This is a genomic window from Pseudomonas benzenivorans, from assembly GCF_024397895.1.
Lineage (GTDB): Bacteria > Pseudomonadota > Gammaproteobacteria > Pseudomonadales > Pseudomonadaceae > Aquipseudomonas > Aquipseudomonas benzenivorans_A.
The window spans coordinates 1884891-1902907 of the sequence record NZ_CP073346.1 but is presented as its reverse complement, the minus strand read 5'-3'; the positions used below and the strand labels follow the sequence as shown (position 1 = coordinate 1902907).

Below are 18017 nucleotides of genomic sequence, written 5' to 3'. Positions count from 1 at the left end.
CCTCAGTCGCCGAACAGCTCCACCCGATTGCGCCCGCCGTGCTTGGCCCGGTACAGCGCCTCGTCGGCCTGCTGGGACAGGCGCTTGCTGTCGAGGTCGCCACGCAGTTCGGCGATGCCGGCGCTGAAGGTGCAGGACAGGTCCTGGGGGTGCGCCGGGTAGCGGATCTCGGCGAAGCGCCGGCGAATCCCGTCGAGCACCTGGCGCGCGGTCTGGGCGTCGGTGCCGGGCATGACCACGGCGAACTCCTCGCCGCCGTAGCGGCCGATATGGTCGCTCTTGCGCAGGCGCTGCTTGAGGAACAGCGCCAGGCTCTTGATCACCCGGTCTCCCATGGGGTGGCCATAGGTGTCGTTGACCTTCTTGAAGAAGTCGATATCCAGCATGGCGAAGCTCAGCGGCTGGCCGTCGCGCTGGGCGCGGTAGCGGGCGTCTTCCAGCAGCTGCAGGGTGTGGGTGTGGTTGTACAGGCCGGTCAGGCTGTCGCGCACCATGCGCGCCTTGAGGTTGCGTGCACGGGCGGCGCGATTGCGCACCGTGGCGATCAGGTGGCGCGGCTTGATCGGCTTGGTCAGGAAGTCGTCGCCGCCCTCGCTCATGGCGTCGAGTTGTTTGTCCAGGTCGTCCTCGGCGGACAGGTAGATGATCGGCACGCTGACATAGCGCTCGTTGTGGCGGATCACCTTGGCTAATTCGGTGCCGGTGCAGTTCGGCATGTACATGTCGAGGATGATCAGGTCGGGCTGGAACTCGGCCAGCTCGGCCATCGCCTGGATTGGCTCGGTCAGGGTGCGGGTGACGATGCCGGCACCGTTCAGCACCCGCTCGGTGTGCGTGGCCTGGGCCCGCGAGTCGTCGATGATCAGCACCCGGTAGGGGTCGTACTGGGCCACATGGGTGAGCACCTCGATGCGCTCGAGCAGGGTGGAGGCGTCCAGGGTGCCGGTGAAGAACTCCTGGCCGCCGGCTCTTACCGCCGCCAGGCGGGTCGGGGTGTCGGTGTCGTCGTGGCTGTAGAACAGCAGAGGGATCTTCTGCTCCAGTCCCTGTTGCACCGATTGGGCCAGCTGCAGGCCGCAGCCCGGGCCGGAGAAATCCACTTCCATGAGGATGGCCGCCGGATGGCGCTCGAGCATCGCCGCGCGAAAGGCGTTGGCGCTGTCCAGCGGTTGCGCGGTCATGCCGAAGAATTCCAGCTGCTGGGCCAGGCGCTCGGCGCGCTCCAGATGCTGCAGGGCCAGGTACACCGGTTTGCGCAGCGGCGGCAGGACGGTCTGCTCGAAGCGGTCGCCGTGGCGCAGGCCGGTGCGCGCCAGGCGCTGCATCAGCAGGTTGAGTTCGCTGATCACGCCACTGCTGAGGCGCCCGCGGTTGTCGGCCACCGCCTGCATGCAATGGCCGATGCCCTCGGCCAGCTGGCGGTGCTCGGCCTGTTCGAAGCGCTCGGCATAGCGCTGCAGCAATTGGGCGGCCTCGCGCAGTTCGAGCATGCGCGCCTCGTTCCAGTCGAGACGCTGCAGGCGTTGCCAGACCTCCAGCACCTGGCGGGCCTGGTTGATCACGCGCTGGGCGAAGTGCTGCTTGAGGCGGTCGGAGCTGGGGTCGATGTGGTCGGTCATGGCCGGGGTCTACTGACGAGTGGGCGCGCGCGGCGCTCCGCGTGCTGGCGCTATGCTAGCAGCGCCCGCGGGGCAAAACAGTGCCGCCGGTCCCGTATCGGCAGCCCACCATCTCGCCGACCGAGGCGTCGTGGCCTGGGGATTAAGTTTGCCGGTCGGCGCTGCGCAGCGGCCTATGCTTCCCTTATAGTGCAAGACCGCCGCGCAACCTCCTTCGGGGATTGTGGTCGGACAACCGAATGCCGTAGATGAAGGACTTTGCCATGCTGGACTGGAAGAAGGGCGCTGCTGGTGTGCGCGACAGCCTCGAAGATTCGGGCGAGAGCGCACGCGACAAATCTGGGGGCGGCTGGCTCGGCCGGGTGCTGGGCAGCCTGATCGGCCTCTACCTGCTGCTGGCCGTGGTGGTCGGCTGGTACTGGAGCCAGGAGCCCGAACTGTTCCCGGTGCAGCTGCAGGCCCAGGCCGCGGCGCAGAAAGCCGAGCGGCCGATGGTCAATGGCTACACCACGGTGGAAACCCTCAAGGAGGTCGCCAGCACCCTGCTGGACAAGCCCGGCGGCTACCTGGCCAACGACCTGGCGCCGCCCGGCCTGTGGCTGGACAACATGCCGAGCTGGGAATATGGCGTGCTGGTGCAGGTGCGCGATCTGTCGCGGGCGCTGCGCAAGGACTTCTCCCGCTCGCAGTCGCAGTCCACCGAGGACGTCGACCTGGCCAAGGCCGAGCCGCGTTTCAACTTCGACAACAAGAGCTGGGCGCTGCCGGCGTCCGAGTCGGAGTATCGCGACGGCATCAAGCTGCTGGACCGCTACCTGGCCCGCCTGGCCGACCCGAGCCAGCCCGGCGCGCAGTTCTTCACCCGCGCCGACAACCTGAACAACTGGCTGGGCGACGCCGCCACCCGCCTCGGCTCGCTGTCGCAGCGCCTGTCCGCCAGCGTCGGTCAGGTGCGTCTGAACACCGACCTGCCGGACCCGGCACTGACCGATGAGGGCACCGGCGGCATCGCCGAGGGCATCTACGAGACGCCGTGGATGCAGATCGACAACGTGTTCTATGAAGCCCGTGGTCAGGCCTGGGCGCTTTCGCACCTGTTGCGCGCCATCGAGGTGGACTTCGCCGATGTGCTGGCGAAGAAGAACGCCACCATCAGCGTGCGGCAGATCATCCGCGAGCTGGAGGCCGCCCAGGAAACCCTGTGGAGCCCGATGATCCTCAACGGCAGCGGCTACGGCCTGCTGGCCAACCACTCACTGGTGATGGCCAACTACATCTCGCGGGCCAATGCGGCGATCATCGACCTGCGTACCCTGCTGAGCCAGGGCTGATGGATGCGCTATCCGCGGCCGAGGCGGCCCACCGGGCCGCCTCCGACGCCGAGCGGGTGGCCTGGGTCGACGAACACGACCGGCTGCTCGGCAGCCTGCCGCGTGCCGAGCTGAGCCGGCGCGGCCTGATCGGCCGCGGCACCTTCATCCTGCTGTTCAACTCGGCCGGCCAGCTGTGCGTGCACCGGCGCACCCTGAGCAAGGCGCTGTACCCCGGTTACTGGGACGTGGCCGCCGGCGGCATGGTGCTGGCCGGGGAAAGCTATGCCGAGTCCGCGACCCGGGAGCTGGCGGAGGAGCTGGGTATCGCCGGGGTCGAGTTGCGCGAGCACGAGCGTTTCTTCTTCGACCAGGCGGGCAATCGCCTGTGGTGCGCGGTGTTCTCGGCAGTCTCCGACGCGCCCTTGGTGCTGCAGCCGGAGGAGGTGCTGGAAGCGCACTTCATCGCGCCGCAGCAGGCGCTGGCCGAGACCAACGAAAAGCCCTACTGCCCGGACTCGCTGGAGGCGCTGCGGCGCTACCTGGCCGCCTGAAACGGTCGACCTCGGTGGCCCGTGCACGGATATGTGCAACATCGCGGCGCAGCGGCGTGCGCTATGTTGGACGGGGTCGCCAATCTGTCGGGGTATGGCGCAAATTTGTACTTAGCATCGCCGGAGTTTGCCTTTACACTGCGCGCCCTCTATAGCCCGAGCCGTCCAGCTCGGCTGCGCTGCCCCTGCCAGAGTGGGGCTTCGCGGCTGATCCCCATCAGCCAGTCGCTATCCTGACCCCTACGAGGACAAGCCGGTGGTCAAGAAAGCTTCGTCATTGTCCGCCCTCGGCGGCCTGGTGTATTCCACCGACAGCGGTCGGCACTGCCCCGACTGCAGTCAACCGGTGGACGCCTGCATCTGCAGCAAGACCCAGATTCCCGCCGGCGACGGCGTGGCGCGCGTGCGCCGCGAAACCAAGGGCCGTGGCGGCAAGACGGTCACCACCGTCAGCGGCGTGCCCCTGGCCGAAGAGCCGCTCAGGGAACTGGCCAGCGCGCTGAAGAAGCGCTGCGGCTGCGGTGGCGCACTGAAAGACGGGGTGATCGAGATCCAGGGCGATCACGTCCAGCTGCTCCTCGACGAACTGCTCAAACGCGGCTTCAAGGCGAAGAAGTCCGGCGGCTAGCCGGGCTATTTCCCCAAGTCTTCTAAACTTCCTCGGCAAGTCGATGGTCGACTGCCGAGCTGGGTTCATTCACTCACTCTAATCCGCTGTTGCCCGGGTTGACCCCCGGGCCTCTATCTCTAGCAAGGGAGAACTCGATGTCTGCACGACGCACACGCAAAGATGACGGTAGCCAGTGGACAGTCGCGGACAGCCGCAGCGTCTACGGCATTCGTCATTGGGGCGCGGGGTATTTCGCGATCAATGACAGCGGCCGCGTCGAAGTGCGTCCCAATGGCCCGGACAGCACGCCGATCGACCTGTTCGCCCAGGTCGAGGAGCTGCGCGAGAGCGGCCTGAGCCTGCCGCTGCTGGTGCGCTTCCCGGACATCCTGCAGGATCGGGTGCGCGGTCTGACCGGCGCCTTCGACGCCAACATCGCGCGGCTCGGCTACGAGAACCAGTACACCGCCCTGTACCCGATCAAGGTCAACCAGCAGGAGGCGGTGGTGGAGAACATCATCGCCACGCAGAACGTCTCCATCGGCCTGGAGGCCGGCTCCAAGCCGGAGCTGCTGGCCGTGCTGGCCCTGGCGCCGAAGGGCGGCACCATCGTCTGCAACGGTTACAAGGACCGCGAGTTCATCCGCCTGGCGCTGATCGGCCAGAAGCTCGGCCACAGCGTGTTCATCGTCATCGAGAAGGAGTCCGAGGTGCAGCTGGTGATCGAGGAGGCGGCCGAGCTCAAGGTCGCCCCGCAGATCGGCCTGCGCGTGCGCCTGTCGTCCCTGGCCTCGAGCAAGTGGGCCGACACCGGCGGCGAGAAGTCCAAGTTCGGCCTGTCCGCGGCGCAGCTGCTGTCGGTGGTCGAGCGCTTCCGCGGGGCGGGGCTGGACCAGGGCATTCGCCTGCTGCACTTCCACATGGGCTCGCAGATCGCCAACCTGGCCGACTACCAGCACGGCTTCCGCGAGGCCATCCGCTACTACGGCGAGCTGCGCGGCCTCGGCCTGCCGGTCGATCACGTCGACGTCGGCGGCGGCCTGGGGGTCGACTACGACGGCACCCACTCGCGCAACGCCAGCTCGATCAACTACGACATGGACGACTACGCCGGCGTGGTGGTGGGCATGCTCAAGGAGTTCTGCGACGCCCAGGAGCTGCCGCACCCGCGGATCTTCTCCGAGAGCGGCCGCTCCCTGACCGCGCATCACGCCGTGCTGATCGTGCAGGTCACCGACGTGGAGAAGCACAACGACGAAGTGCCGGTGATCGAGGACAAGGCCAGCCTGCCGGAGACCGTGCAGTACCTGGTCGAGCTGCTCGGCCCCACCGACATCGAGATGGTCACCGAGACCTACTGGCGCGCCACCCACTACATCAGCGACGTGGCCGCCCAGTACGCCGAGGGCAAGGTCGGGCTGCGCGAGAAGGCCCTGGCCGAGCAGTGCTACTTCGCCGTGTGCCGGCGCCTGTACGACTCGCTGAAGGCGCGCCAGCGCTCCCATCGCCAGGTGCTCGACGAGCTCAACGACAAGCTGGCCGACAAGTACATCTGCAACTTCTCGGTGTTCCAGAGTCTGCCGGACACCTGGGCCATCGACCAGGTGCTGCCGATCCTGCCGCTCAACCGCCTGGACGAGGAGCCGCTGCGTCGCGCCGTGCTGCAGGACCTGACCTGCGATTCGGACGGCAAGATCAAGCAGTACGTCGACGAGCAGAGCATCGAGACCAGCCTGCCGGTGCATGCCCTGCGCGAGGGCGAGGACTACCTGCTGGGCATCTTCCTGGTCGGCGCCTACCAGGAAATCCTCGGCGACATGCACAACCTGTTCGGTGACACCGACTCGGTGAACATCTACCAGAACCAGGACGGCAGCGTGTACAGCGCCGGCATCGAGACCCACGACACCATCGAGGACATGCTGCGCTACGTGCACCTGTCGCCGGAGGAGCTGATGACCCACTACCGCGACAAGGTGGCCAGCGCCAAGATCAGCGCCCGCGAGCGCACCCAGTTCCTCGACGCCCTGCGTCTGGGCCTGACCCGCTCGTCCTACCTGGCGTCCTGAGCCTCCTTGGCTGCATGAAAAAGCCCGGCCTTGGCCGGGCTTTTTCGTTTCCGCGGGATCAGCCGAAGAAGCCGAAGCCGCGGGCCATCAGGCTCGCCAGCAGCGGAATCAGCAGCAGCAGGAGCAGTTCCAGGCGGACGACCAGGGTCACCCGTCTGGCCTGGCTCGGGCTGACCTCGGGCAGTTGGCCGGCCTTCAGGGGCTTGCGCCAGCCGAGGAACACCAGGGTCGGCACGATCGACAGCAGGCCGACCAGGATGAACAGCGTGAGCTTGGCGTGAAACAGGCCGTTGTGCAGGTAGTAGTCCAGGCCCTTGGCGAACCAGAAGACCCGGGCGCCGCCGGTGAGCAGCACCAGCACCGCGCTCATGCCATAGGCGGCGTCGAGGCGCACCAGGCTGCGCGCCCGGGGCAGGTCCAGGGGCAGCTTGAACAGTTGGTGCTCGAGGGTGAGCAGGGCGAACAGGACAAAGATCGACAGGTAGTGCAGGTAGGCGGCAATGGCTTCGGCCATGGGAGTTTCCTTACTCGGTGGGGCAGTCGGTTGGACGAGGGCGGGCCGGCCCGGGGGCGCCGAACCACGCGTCGCGGCGGGTCAGGCGATACGCATAGCCACCCAGACTGAGGCTCCGCAGTAGCATGAAGGCCAGAAAGGCCAGCCACAACCCGTGATTGCCCAGGGGTCGCAATAGCCAGCCCAGCGCCAGGCTGGGCAGCAGCGCCAGGAGCATCGCGTCGCGCATCTCCCGCGCCCGGGTGGCGCCGATGAACAGGCCGTCGAGCAGGTAGCTCGACACCGCGATCAGCGGCAGCAGGGCCAGGTAGGGCAGGTACACGAAAGCGGTGGCGCGGACCACGGCGATGTCGGTCTGCAGTGCGATGAACCAGTGTCCCACGAGGGCGAAGAACAGGGCGAAGCCGAGGCTGGCCAGCAGCGACCAGCCGGCGGCGACGATCAGGCTGCGACGCAGGGCCAGGCGGTCGCGGGCGCCGAGGGCGTGGCCGCACAGCGCCTCGACCGCATGGGCCAGGCCGTCCAGGGCGTGGGCGGTGAGCAGCAGGCCGTTGAGCAGCAGGGCGTTGGCCGCCACGGTGGCGTCGCCCAGGCGGGTGCCCTGCACCGTGACCAGGAAGAACACCGATTGCAACGCCAGGCTGCGGATGAAGATGTCGCGGTTGACCGCCAGCAGCGGGCGCCAGCTGGCCCAGCGGCGCAGCAGCGGCCAGTCGATACGCCCGACATAGGCGCTCAGGGCGCGGCGCGCCAGGTACAGGCCGAGCAGCGCGCCGCTCCATTCGGCCAGCACCGAGGCCCAGGCGGCGCCGGCCACGCCCCATTGCAGGCCGAGCACGAACAGCAGGTCGAGGGCCACGTTGAGCAGGTTGGTGGTCAGCAGAATGGCCAGCGGCCCGCGGGCGTTCTGGGTGCCGAGCAGCCAGCCGATCAGGGCGTAACTGGCCAGGGCCGCGGGCAGGCCGAGCAGGCGGATGTGCAGGTAGCTGCGGGCCAGTCCATCGAGCGCCGCCGAGGGTTGCATCAGGGACAGGGCCAGACCGCTGAACGGCAGCGCCAGGAGCATCAACAGCAGCGCCAGGGAGCCTGCCAGCAGCAGGCCCTGGCACAGCACCTGGCGCAGGGCGCCGCCGTCCTCGCGGCCGGCCGCCTGGGCGGCGAAGCCGGTGGTGCCCATGCGCAGGAAACCCACGGTCCAGGCCAGCAGGGTGTACAGGCTGGCGCCGACCGCCACCGCCGCCAGCTGGTGGGCGTGGGGCAGGTGGCCGACCACCGCGCTGTCGACCAGCGCCACCAGGGGCACGGACAGGTTGGAGAGAATCATCGGTGCCGCCAGGGCCCAGACCCGTCTGTGGCTCGGGCGGTGCTGCCAGGCTGCGAGCAGTGTGGACATGGTGGCTCCGGCAAATGGCCGATTATAGGCCGGGAGCCTGGCCGTAGCGGAATCCCGAGGGCGAAGGCGTCGCCGGCGGTGCGTCGCTCGCGGCTTTGCTCCGTCCGCGCTCGTCGCTGCGCGGCACGCTCGGCTATAGTGTGCGGCCCAGCACCCGCCCTAGTTGGAGCCCGCGATGCCGAACAAAGGATTGCTTCTGGCACTTATCCTCAGCCTGCTCGGCGCCTGTGATTCCGCCACCGAGCCGGCCCAGGTCAGCGCCACGCCGGCGTCGGCACCGGCCAGCAGCGCGCCTCCGGCGCCGCCCCGGGTCGACCGCAAGGCCCTGGCCGCGCGCTATGCCGGTCACGAGCTGAGTGTGGTGGATGTCTCCGAGGTCCAGCTGGACGGCGCCAGTGCTCTGTCGGTGAGCTTCTCGGTGCCGCTGGAGCCCGAACAGGCCTTCGCCGAGCGCCTGCACCTGGTCGACAGCAAGGCGGGCAAGGTCGACGGCGCCTGGGAACTGGCCGACAATCTGATGGAGCTGCGCCTGCGCCACCTGGAGCCGCGACGCAAGCTGGTGCTCACCGTGGATGCCGGGCTGCGCGGGATCAACGGCAAGACGCTGGCCGGTGAACATATCAGCCGCCTGCAAACCCGCGACCTGCAGCCCAGCGTCGGCTTCGCCAGCCGCGGCTCGCTGCTGCCGACCCGGCTGGCCGAGGGGCTGCCGGTGATCGCCCTGAACGTCGACCAGGTCAACGTCGAGTTCTTCCGCATCAAGGACCAGGCCCTGCCGCGCTTTCTCGGCCAGTGGGGGCGTAGCAGCAACCTGGACACCTGGGAGGCGCAGCAGCTGCTGCCGATGGCCGAGCTGGTGTATGGCGGACGCTTCGACCTCAAGCCCGCGCGCAACACCCGCGAGACCCTGCTGCTGCCGATCGCCGGCCTGGCGCCGTTCCAGCAGCCCGGGGTGTACCTGGCCGTGATGCGCGAGGCCGGCCGCTACGCCTACTCGCAGCCGGCCACCCTGTTCAGCCTCAGCGACATCGGCCTGTCCGCGCACCGCTACGGCAAGCGTCTGGACGTGTTCACCCAGGCCCTGGACGGCGGCCGGGCCCTGGCCGGAGTCGAGCTGGAGCTGCTCGACCACAAGGGCCGCCAGCTGGCCGTGGGCCAGACCGACGCGGCCGGCCACGCCGAACTGCCGCTGGCGAAGAAGGCCGACCTGCTGCTGGCGCGCCAGGGCGAGCAGGTCAGTCTGCTGCGCCTGGCCGGGCCGGCCCTGGACCTGGCCGAATTCGATATCGCCGGACCCAGGGCGCACCCCCTGCAGTTCTTCGTGTTCGGCCCGCGGGATCTCTACCGCCCGGGCGAGACCGTGCTGCTCAACGGCCTGCTGCGCGACGCCGATGGCCGCGCGGTGCCGGCGCAGCCGGTGAGCGTCGAGGTGCGCCGGCCGGACGAACAGGTCAGCCGCAAGTTCGTCTGGCAGGCCGATGACGCCGGCCTCTACCAGTACCGCCTGGCCCTGGCCGAGGAGGCGCCGACCGGGCGCTGGCAACTGCTGTTCGACCTGGGCGACGGCCAGCCGCAGCTCTACGAGTTCGCCGTCGAGGACTTCCTGCCCGAGCGCCTGGCGCTGGAGCTGAAGGGCCGCGAGGCACCGTTCAGGCCGGCGGACGACGCCGAGTTCGCGGTCAGCGGGCGCTACCTCTACGGCGCCCCGGCCGCCGGCAACCGCCTCAGCGGCCAGCTCTACGTGCGGCCGCTGCGCGAGGCGCTGGCCGGCTTGCCGGGCTACCAGTTCGGCTCGATCACCGAGCAGGAGCTGAGCCAGGACATCGAGCTGGAGGAGACCGTGCTGGACGAGCAGGGCCAGGCCCGCCTGGCGATTGACAGCCGCTGGCGCGAGGCCAAGTCGCCGCTGCAGCTGATCCTCCAGGCCAGCCTGCAGGAGTCCGGCGGTCGCCCCATCACCCGCCGCCTGGTGCAGCCGGTGTGGCCGGCCGAGCGCCTGCCGGGGCTGCGCGGGCTGTTCGCCGGCGAGCAGGTCGACGCCGACAGCCTGGCCGAGTTCGAGGTGCTGGTGGCCGACGCCGTCGGCCGCAAGCTGGCCGCCGAGCAGCTGACGGTGCGCCTGGTGCGCGAGCGCCGCGACTACTACTGGAACTTCTCCGAGCGCGACGGCTGGAGCCATCACTACAACGAGAAGTACCTGACCCTCAGCGAGCAGCCCGTCAGCGTCGCCGCTGGCGGCACGGCGAAGGTCAGCTTCCCGGTGGAGTGGGGGCCGTACCGGGTCGAGGTGGTAGACGGCCAGACCGGCCTGCTCAGCAGCCTGCGCTTCTGGGCCGGCTACCGCTGGCAGGACAACGCCGGCGGCGGCGCGGTGCGTCCGGACCAGGTCAAGCTGGCCCTGGACCAGCCGGCCTATGTCGCCGGCGACAGCGCCCGGGTGACGGTGACGCCGCCGGCCGCCGGCAGCGGCTACCTGCTGGTCGAGTCCAGCGACGGCCCGCTGTGGTGGCAGGAGATCGAGGTGCCGGCCGCGGGCAAGGCGTTCGAAATTCCCATTGCCCACGACTGGGCGCGCCACGACCTGTACATCAGCGCCCTGGTCATTCGCCCCGGCGAGCGGCAGAGCAACGCCACGCCCAAGCGCGCGGTGGGGTTGCTGCACCTGCCGCTCGAGCGCGCGCCGCGCCAGCTGGCGCTGAGCCTGGAGGCGGCGACGCAGATGCGCCCCAACCAGGCGCTGACGATCAAGGTGCAGGCGCGCAACGCCGACGGCAGCCCGGCGCAGCAGGCGCGGGTGCTGGTCGCGGCGGTGGATGCCGGCATCCTCAATATCACCGACTACCCCACGCCCGACCCCTTCGCCGCGCTGTTCGGCCGCAAGGCCTATGGCGCCGACCAGCTGGACGTCTACGGCCAGCTGATCGAGGCCGGTCAGGGCCGGGTGGCCAAGCTGGCCTTCGGTGGCGACGCGGCGTTGGCCGCCGGCGGCAAGCGCCCGGACACCAGCGTGCTGATCGTCGCCCAGCAGAGCCAGCCGCTGCTGCTGGACGCGCGCGGCGAGGGCGAGGTCAGCCTGGACATCCCCGACTTCAACGGCGAGCTGCGCCTGATGGCCCAGGCCTGGACCGACGAGCGCTACGGCGTGGCCGAGGCCAAGACCCGGGTGGCCGCGCCGCTGATCGCCGAGCTGTCGGCGCCGCGCTTCCTCGCCGGTGGCGATGAGACCAGCCTGGCGCTGGACCTGCACAACCTGTCCGGCCAGGCCCAGCAGCTACAGGTGCGGTTGCGGGCGACGGGGCAGCTGAGCCTGGCCGCGCCGGCCGATGGCGAACGGGCGATCGGCCTGGCCAAGGGCGAACGCCGCATCCTGCGCATCCCGGTGCGCGCCCTCGGCGGCTACGGCCAGGGCCGGGTGCGCGTCGAGGTGCAGGGCCTGAGCCTGCCCGACGAGCAGCTGCCGCCCTTCAGTCGCGACTGGACCCTGGGGGTGCGCCCGGCCTATCCGGCGCAGTTGCGGCAGTTCCGGGCGGTGCTCGAGGGGCAACCCTGGCACCTGCCGGACGGCGCCCTGCAGGCCTTCGAGCCGGCCGGCCTGCAGGCACGCCTGGTGCTGTCCAGCCGCCCGCCGCTGAATCTCGGCGAGCAGATCCGCGCGCTCAAGGCCTACCCCTACGGCTGCCTGGAGCAGACCACCAGCGGCCTGTATCCGTCGCTCTATGCCGATGCGGCGAGCCTCCAGCGCCTCGGCATCCAGGCCGAGCCCCCGGAGCAGCGCCGCCGCGCCATCGAGCTGGGCATCGAGCGGCTGCTGGGCATGCAGCGCTACAACGGCAGCTTCGGCCTGTGGGGCGCGGACGGTGACGAGGAATTCTGGCTCACCGCCTATGTCAGCGATTTCCTCCTGCGGGCCCGCGAACAGGGTTTCGGCGTGCCGGCCGAGGCCCTGAAGAAGGCCAACGAGCGGCTGTTGCGCTACCTGCAGGAGCGCAACCTGATCGAGGTCGACTTCAGCGAAAACGCCAACCACAGCCGCTTCGCCGTGCAGGCCTATGCCGGCTATGTGCTGGCGCGCAGCCAGCAGGCGCCGCTGGGCGCCCTGCGCAGCCTGTTCGAGCGCCGCGACGACGCCCGCTCCGGCTTGCCCCTGGTGCACCTGGCCGTCGCCCTGCGGACGATGGGCGACCGGCCACGCGCCGAGCAGGCCCTGGCCGCCGGCCTGACACGCAGCCGCGACGGCGACCGCTGGTTGGCCGACTACGGCAGCGCCCTGCGCGACCAGGCGCTGGTCCTGGCGCTGCTGGAGGAGCACGAGCTGGCGGCGGGCAGCCGCGAGCAGCGACTGTTCGCCCTGGCCGACGAAGTGGCCGCCCAGGGCTGGCTGTCGACCCAGGAGCGCAACGCGCTGTACCTGGCCGGGCGCGGTCTGCTCGGCAAGCCCGAGCCCGCCTGGACGGCCGCGCTGCGCAGCGGGGCCTTCGCCTTCGACCTGAGCGACCGCCAGTCCGGCATCAAGCTGGAGGGCGAGGACCTGGCGGGCCCCCTGAGCATCAGCCCAACGGGCACCGAGCCGCTGTACCAGCAATTGACCCTGTCCGGCTACCCGGCCCAGGCGCCGAGCGCCGGTGGCGAGAACCTGCGAATCTTCCGCGAATACCTGGGTATGGACGGCCGTCCGCTGGACATCGGCGACCTGCGCAGTGGCGAGCTGGTGCTGGTGCACCTGGCGGTGGCCGCCACGCAGCGGGTGCCGGACGCCCTGGTGGTCGACCTGCTGCCGGCCGGCCTGGAGCTGGAGAACCAGAACCTGGCGCAGAGCGCCGCCAGTCTGGCCGATGCCGGCAGCGCGGTGCAGGAGTGGCAGCGGTCGATGCACGATGCCCGGCTCAAGCATCAGGAGTTTCGCGGCGATCGCTACGTCGCCGCCCTCGACCTCGATGGCCACGGCACCGCCCACCTGCTGTACCTGGCACGCGCCGTGACCCCCGGCAGCTACCGGGTGCCGCCGCCGCAGGTCGAATCGATGTACCGGCCGAACTGGCAGGCCCTGGGCGAGTCGCCGGGACGCCTGGTGGTCAAGGAGCGTTGAGGGTGATGCGGCCCGCCCCACGGGCGGCGGGCCGGGCCTATTGAATCAGGCCGCTGAGCAGCCACAGGCCGAGGAACAGCCACACCAGCCCGGCGATGATCGAGCGGCGCAGGAAGGCGCGCAGCGCCGCGTAGAGGAGCAACAGGCCTATCACCAGTACGACGATGCCGAGCAGCGACGGAGTGATCCCCAGGGCCTGGGACATGCCATGGATAAAGCTGCTGACCGCGCTGCCGAAAATTCCGAGAAACCCGCTCAGGCCCTCGACGATGAAACGGATCAGCTCGCCAAGCGCCCGGCCCAGCCATTCGAAAAAGCTCTCTACATGCATCTGATAGTTCCCGTAAGCCCTGCGAACACGAAGCCCCGCCCCGGTCGGCGCGCGGCACTTGGTCGCGATTGGCGCTCAGTGTGCCAGTCATTGGCGATGATCGCAGGCGCTTTGCGCGGTCGTCGGCGCGATCCCGCTGCCGCGCGAGGGGCGGTGCGCCATGGGCGGGCCTAGCGGGGCCGTGCGCCGCCTGCCGGGGCGTCGCAGCCTGCGCTGGCTGGCCGCGCCGCTGGTGCTGCTGGCCGCGCTGTGGCTGGCCGACCGGCTGTTTCCCCTGCCGCTGCCGCAGGACGACCTGGCCCGGGTGGTGCTGGCCGAGGACGGCACGCCGCTGTGGCGCTTCGCCGATGCCGAGGGGGTGTGGCGTTACCCGGTGGCCGCCGATCAGGTCTCGCCCTATTACCTGCAGGCGCTGCTGACCTACGAGGACCGCTGGTTCTACCACCACCCGGGCATCAACCCCCTGGCCCTGGTTCGCGCCAGCTGGCAGAACCTGCGCGGCGGGCGTGTGGTGTCCGGCGGCAGCACCCTGTCGATGCAGGTGGCGCGCCTGCTCGATCCCCATGACCGTTCGCTGGCCGGCAAGCTCAAGCAGCTGTGGCGCACCCTGCAGCTGGAGTGGCACCTGTCCAAGGAGGAGATCCTCGGCCTGTACCTCAACCGCGCGCCCTTCGGCGGCACCCTGCAGGGCGTGGCGGCGGCCAGCTGGAGCTACCTGGGCAAGTCGCCGGCCAGCCTGACCCGCGCCGAGGCGGCTCTGCTGGCGGTGCTGCCCCAGGCGCCCAGCCGCCTGCGCCCGGACCGCCATCCGCAGCGGGCCCAGGCCGCGCGGGACAAGGTGCTGCGGCGCCTGGCCAGTTTCGGCGTGTGGCCGCAGGCTGCGGTCAGCGATGCCCTGGAGGAGGCGGTGCTGCTGGCGCCGCGCCGCCAGCCCAGCCTGGCCCCGCTGCTGGCGCGGCGGCTGAACGTGCCGGGCAGCCCGCCGCTGATCCGCAGCACCCTCGATGCGGCCTTGCAGCGGCGCCTGGAGGACCTGCTGCTGGGCTGGCGTGCGCGCCTGCCGGAGCGCACCTCGGCGGCGATCCTGGTGGTCGAGGTGCCGAGCATGGCGGTGCGCGCCTACCTCGGTTCCCTGGACCTTGGCGATGCCCGGCGCTTCGGTCATGTCGACATGGTCCAGGCCGTGCGCTCGCCCGGCTCGACCCTCAAGCCGTTTCTTTACGGCCTGGCCCTGGACGCCGGGCTGATCCATTCCGAATCGCTGCTGCAGGACGTGCCGCGCCGCTACGGCGATTACCGGCCCGGCAACTTCGCCGCCGGCTTCAGCGGCGCGGTGTCGGCCAGCCAGGCCCTGGCCAGTTCCCTCAACCTGCCGGCGGTGCAGCTGCTGGAAGCCTACGGGCCCAAGCGATTCGCCGGCGAGCTGCGGCATGCCGGCGTGCCCCTGGCCCTGCCGCCCCTGGCCGAGCCGAACCTGGCGCTGATTCTCGGCGGCGTCGGCAGCCGTCTGGAGGACCTGGTCAGCGGCTACAGCGCCCTCGCCCGCGGCGGCAAGGCCGCGCGCCTGCGCCTGCGCCCCGAGGACGCCCTGCAGGAGCGGCGCTTGTTGTCGCCCGGCGCGGCCTGGATAGTGCGGCGCATCCTCAGCGGCCAGGCGCGGCCGGATCGCGACCCGCGGGCGCAGCTGGTACAACGCCCGGCCCTGGCCTGGAAGACCGGCACCAGCTACGGCTTTCGCGATGCCTGGGCGATAGGCGTGGCGCCGCGCCATGTGATCGGGGTGTGGATCGGCCGGCCCGACGGCACCCCGGTGCCCGGCCAGTTCGGCCTGGCCTCGGCGGCGCCGCTGCTGCTGCAGCTGCACGACCTGCTGGTCAACCGCGACAGCCAGCGCGGCCTCGGCCTGCCAGTCCAGCCGCAGCCCGCCGAGGTCGGCGTGGCGGCGATCTGCTGGCCGCTGGGGCAGGCGCTCGAACGCAGCGATCCGAACTGCCGCCGCCAGCGCTTCGCCTGGACCCTGGCCGGCACCACGCCGCCCACCCTGCAGGCACTGGACCAGCCCCTGGGCCTGGGACTCGAGGAAACCCTCTGGCTCAACGCCAAGGGCATGCGGGTCGATGCCGGCTGCCTGGGCGCCCGGGCCCACAGCATCGCCCTGTGGCCGGCCCCGCTGGAGCCCTGGCTGCCGCGCCGCGAACGGCGCAGCTCGCGCCTGCCGGCCATCGACCCGACCTGCGCGCCGCGCCAGGCCGGTCAGGTCGCGCCCTTGTCCATCGTCGGGGTGAGCGACGGCGACCGCTTGCGGCGTCCCGCCGCCACGGTCGAACCGTTGCGCCTGCAGCTGTCGGCCATTGGTGGCAGCGGCCGGCGCTGGTGGTTCGTCGACGGCCATCCCGTGGGCGAAACCGGCGCCGACGCCGCCTTCGACCAGGCGTTCGCCAATTCCGGCCGCTACCAGCTCAGCGTATTGGACGAAAGTGGCCAGACGGCGAGCCTGGAGTTCCGCGTGGATGAGTAGAGCTCTGGGTAAGGTTGCGCCGGCGCCTTGGTGATTGCCGATGGACTGAGTCGGTGTCCGGGATCAGGAAAGCACTGCAACGCGGGGGGGGGGGCGAATGGGGGCAGTTCTATTTTCGTGCCTGTTCCGGCAGTTCAGCAGCCCTGTCCCCAGCTCCATTTTCCTTGCCCGTTCTCAAAGCGCCGCAACGCGATACTGCAGCGTCAGACGGCGCACCTGATACGACCAATAGCCCCCCTTGTATCAGGCCGCCTTCGCGTGCCTGACCCGCTCAACCGTCACCGGCACCGGCCGGCAAACGGTGTTGCAGACCGGCGAGTGCGCCTGGGCGAACGTGAGCAGGTCGTCCAGTTCTGCATCGCTGCAGTCGGCCTCGATGTCCATCTTGATGCGAATCTGCTCGTAGCCGACCGGCACCGAGGCATTCAGGTCGAGCAAGCCCTGCACGTCGATAGTGCCTACCAGTTCGGTGGAGAGCCTGCGGATCTGGATGCCGCGGGCGGCGGCGTGCAGCACGGTGGTGGTGGTCACGCAGCCGGCCAGGGCATGGAGCAGGAATTCGACGGGGTTGGCGCCCTCGTTGCCGCCGAGCAGCACCGGCGGTTCGCCGTTGATGAACTCGAATGAGGCGCTGCGCGAGGTGTCCTCGGCCCCGGCGCCATAGAAATCCTTGATGGTCGAGCGGTTCTCGCCGCCGTTGATCCACTGGTTGCGTGCGCGGAACTCGAAACGTGCCAAGCTTGGATCGTTCTTGATGGCCTCGACGGTCTGCACCATCTGCTGCACGTTCAGGCCGTTGCGCGTCTGGCTTTGTTGGGTTGTCATGGTGTCCTCCGGCGCCGCTGGCTTTTGGAGCGGCGCATCTACGATAGGCGCGCAAACACCCGGCAGTAAGATGGCTTCTGGCCAAAACAGGGGCATTCGTGCCACCGAGCGAGGAGGCCGCCTTGAACCGTTCAGAACAGGGGCCTGTGGATATCCTGATCGTCGCGGTTCCCGAGACCGCGGGCTCGTCCCTCTACGGCATGGTGGACGTGCTGCTGGCGGCGGGGCAGGTGTGGCAGAACCTGGTCAGCGCGGAGCCGGGTCGCCCGTTGTTCCGGGTGAACATCGTTTCGCCCTGCGAGGCGCCCTTCACCTGCGGCAACGGCATCCCCGTGGTGCCGGCCTGCGCGGTTGCCGACGAGCCCCGGGCGGGCATCCTGATCCTCCCCGAACTCTGGCTGGGCCCCGATGAAGACCTGCACGGACGCTACCCCGAGCTGATGGCCTGGATCCGCCGCCAGTATGCCGCGGGCGCCACCCTCTACTCCGCCTGTTCCGGCGCCGTCATGCTGGCCGAGACCGGCCTGCTCGATGGCTGTGAGGCCACCTCCCATTGGGGCTACCGGGAGCTGTTCAGCAAGCGCTACCCCGAGGTGCGCTTTCGCCCGGAGCCGAACCTGGTGTTCGCCAACAGTTCGGCGCGCATCGTCACCGCGGGAGGCACGACCTCCTGGCATGACCTGGCCATTCACATCATTGCCCGCCACAGCAGTCCGGGCGAGGCGCTGCGCGTGGCCAAGGTCTATCTGCTCAAGTGGCACGACGAGGGCCAGCTGCCCTACGAGTCCCTGGTCCGCCGCACGCTGCACGGCGATAACGTGGTGCGCGCCTGCGAGGAATGGCTGGCCGAGCACTTCCGCGCCAGCGGGGTGATCCATGGTGTGGTCGCGCAGGCGCAAGTGCCCGAACGCACCCTGAAGCGACGCTTCAAGGCGGCGACCGGCAGCTCGCTGATCGAGTACCTGCAGAACCTGCGGATCGAAGAGGCGAAGCGCCTGCTGGAGTCCGGCGCGCTGCCGGTGGACGAGATCAGCGCCGCCGTCAGCTACGACGACCCTTCCTTCTTTCGCCGGTTGTTCAAGCGCTGCACGGGCCTCACCCCCAGCCAGTACCGTCGCCTGTTCCATCCGGTGTTGAAGGCCTCGGAGCCTGAGGGCTGACACTCAGGCCGGCCCGCCACCTGAGGGC

General features: G+C 69.8%; 12 protein-coding genes. 7 read left to right on the top strand and 5 right to left on the bottom strand.

The annotated features are described in order from the left end of the window. Positions 1-2: 2 nt before the first annotated feature. Positions 3-1619, bottom strand: a complete 1617-nt coding sequence (locus tag KDW96_RS08935) for a response regulator (protein WP_255840068.1) — start codon at positions 1617-1619, stop codon at positions 3-5. 263 nt (positions 1620-1882) lie between these two features. On the opposite strand from KDW96_RS08935, the gene KDW96_RS08930 reads away from it, so the two are divergent. The 4 genes from KDW96_RS08930 (at position 1883) to speA (ending at position 6162) form a co-directional block, all read left to right on the top strand. Then, positions 1883-2950, top strand: a complete 1068-nt coding sequence (locus KDW96_RS08930) for a DUF2333 family protein (RefSeq protein WP_255840501.1) — start codon at positions 1883-1885, stop codon at positions 2948-2950. Beyond that, positions 2950-3483, top strand: a complete 534-nt coding sequence (locus KDW96_RS08925) for an NUDIX hydrolase (protein WP_370295399.1) — start codon at positions 2950-2952, stop codon at positions 3481-3483. Before KDW96_RS08930 ends, KDW96_RS08925 begins: the two co-directional genes overlap by 1 nt. 256 nt (positions 3484-3739) lie before the next feature. Beyond that, the gene (locus tag KDW96_RS08920; protein WP_255840067.1) at positions 3740-4111 is read left to right on the top strand and encodes a translation initiation factor Sui1; all 372 of its coding nucleotides are present in this window, start codon (positions 3740-3742) and stop codon (positions 4109-4111) included. A gap of 137 nt (positions 4112-4248) precedes the next feature. Beyond that, on the top strand, positions 4249-6162 hold the full coding sequence (gene speA / locus KDW96_RS08915) for an arginine decarboxylase (RefSeq protein WP_255840066.1): 1914 nt from the start codon (positions 4249-4251) through the stop codon (positions 6160-6162). A 58-nt stretch (positions 6163-6220) separates the two neighbouring features. Here the strand turns inward: speA and KDW96_RS08910 are convergent, their stop codons facing one another. Beyond that, the gene (locus KDW96_RS08910; RefSeq protein WP_255840065.1) at positions 6221-6676 is read right to left on the bottom strand and encodes a DUF2214 family protein; all 456 of its coding nucleotides are present in this window, start codon (positions 6674-6676) and stop codon (positions 6221-6223) included. Positions 6677-6686: 10 nt separating this feature from the next. Continuing rightward, complete coding sequence (locus tag KDW96_RS08905) at positions 6687-8069, bottom strand: MATE family efflux transporter (protein WP_255840064.1); 1383 nt, start codon at positions 8067-8069, stop codon at positions 6687-6689. Positions 8070-8244: 175 nt separating this feature from the next. On the opposite strand from KDW96_RS08905, the gene KDW96_RS08900 reads away from it, so the two are divergent. Further along, positions 8245-13155 (top strand): alpha-2-macroglobulin family protein, encoded by a 4911-nt coding sequence (locus KDW96_RS08900; RefSeq protein ID WP_255840063.1) that lies wholly within the window; start codon positions 8245-8247, stop codon positions 13153-13155. Between the two features lie 37 nt (positions 13156-13192). Here KDW96_RS08900 and KDW96_RS08895 read toward each other — a convergent pair whose 3' ends face one another. Beyond that, a complete protein-coding gene (locus tag KDW96_RS08895) occupies positions 13193-13486 on the bottom strand; it encodes a hypothetical protein (RefSeq protein ID WP_255840062.1) in 294 nt (97 codons plus the stop codon). Positions 13487-13646: 160 nt separating this feature from the next. On the opposite strand from KDW96_RS08895, the gene pbpC reads away from it, so the two are divergent. Then, the gene (gene pbpC, locus KDW96_RS08890; protein ID WP_255840061.1) at positions 13647-16004 is read left to right on the top strand and encodes a peptidoglycan glycosyltransferase PbpC; all 2358 of its coding nucleotides are present in this window, start codon (positions 13647-13649) and stop codon (positions 16002-16004) included. 243 nt (positions 16005-16247) lie between these two features. Here pbpC and KDW96_RS08885 read toward each other — a convergent pair whose 3' ends face one another. Beyond that, positions 16248-16829 (bottom strand): OsmC family protein, encoded by a 582-nt coding sequence (locus KDW96_RS08885; RefSeq protein WP_255840060.1) that lies wholly within the window; start codon positions 16827-16829, stop codon positions 16248-16250. 122 nt (positions 16830-16951) lie between these two features. On the opposite strand from KDW96_RS08885, the gene KDW96_RS08880 reads away from it, so the two are divergent. Then, positions 16952-17989 (top strand): GlxA family transcriptional regulator, encoded by a 1038-nt coding sequence (locus KDW96_RS08880; RefSeq protein ID WP_255840059.1) that lies wholly within the window; start codon positions 16952-16954, stop codon positions 17987-17989. Positions 17990-18017: the final 28 nt, after the last annotated feature.

Excerpts from the sequence above, each read along its gene's own strand:
- KDW96_RS08930 (WP_255840501.1), top strand. The coding sequence starts at position 1,883 with ATGCTGGACTGGAAGAAGGGCGCTGCTGGTGTGCGCGACAGCCTCGAA.
- KDW96_RS08910 (WP_255840065.1), bottom strand. The coding sequence starts at position 6,676 with ATGGCCGAAGCCATTGCCGCCTACCTGCACTACCTGTCGATCTTTGTC.
- KDW96_RS08885 (WP_255840060.1), bottom strand. The coding sequence starts at position 16,829 with ATGACAACCCAACAAAGCCAGACGCGCAACGGCCTGAACGTGCAGCAG.
- KDW96_RS08925 (WP_370295399.1), top strand. The coding sequence starts at position 2,950 with ATGGATGCGCTATCCGCGGCCGAGGCGGCCCACCGGGCCGCCTCCGAC.
- KDW96_RS08935 (WP_255840068.1), bottom strand. The coding sequence starts at position 1,619 with ATGACCGACCACATCGACCCCAGCTCCGACCGCCTCAAGCAGCACTTC.
- KDW96_RS08900 (WP_255840063.1), top strand. The coding sequence starts at position 8,245 with ATGCCGAACAAAGGATTGCTTCTGGCACTTATCCTCAGCCTGCTCGGC.
- pbpC (WP_255840061.1), top strand. The coding sequence starts at position 13,647 with ATGGGCGGGCCTAGCGGGGCCGTGCGCCGCCTGCCGGGGCGTCGCAGC.
- KDW96_RS08895 (WP_255840062.1), bottom strand. The coding sequence starts at position 13,486 with ATGCATGTAGAGAGCTTTTTCGAATGGCTGGGCCGGGCGCTTGGCGAG.
- speA (WP_255840066.1), top strand. The coding sequence starts at position 4,249 with ATGTCTGCACGACGCACACGCAAAGATGACGGTAGCCAGTGGACAGTC.
- KDW96_RS08905 (WP_255840064.1), bottom strand. The coding sequence starts at position 8,069 with ATGTCCACACTGCTCGCAGCCTGGCAGCACCGCCCGAGCCACAGACGG.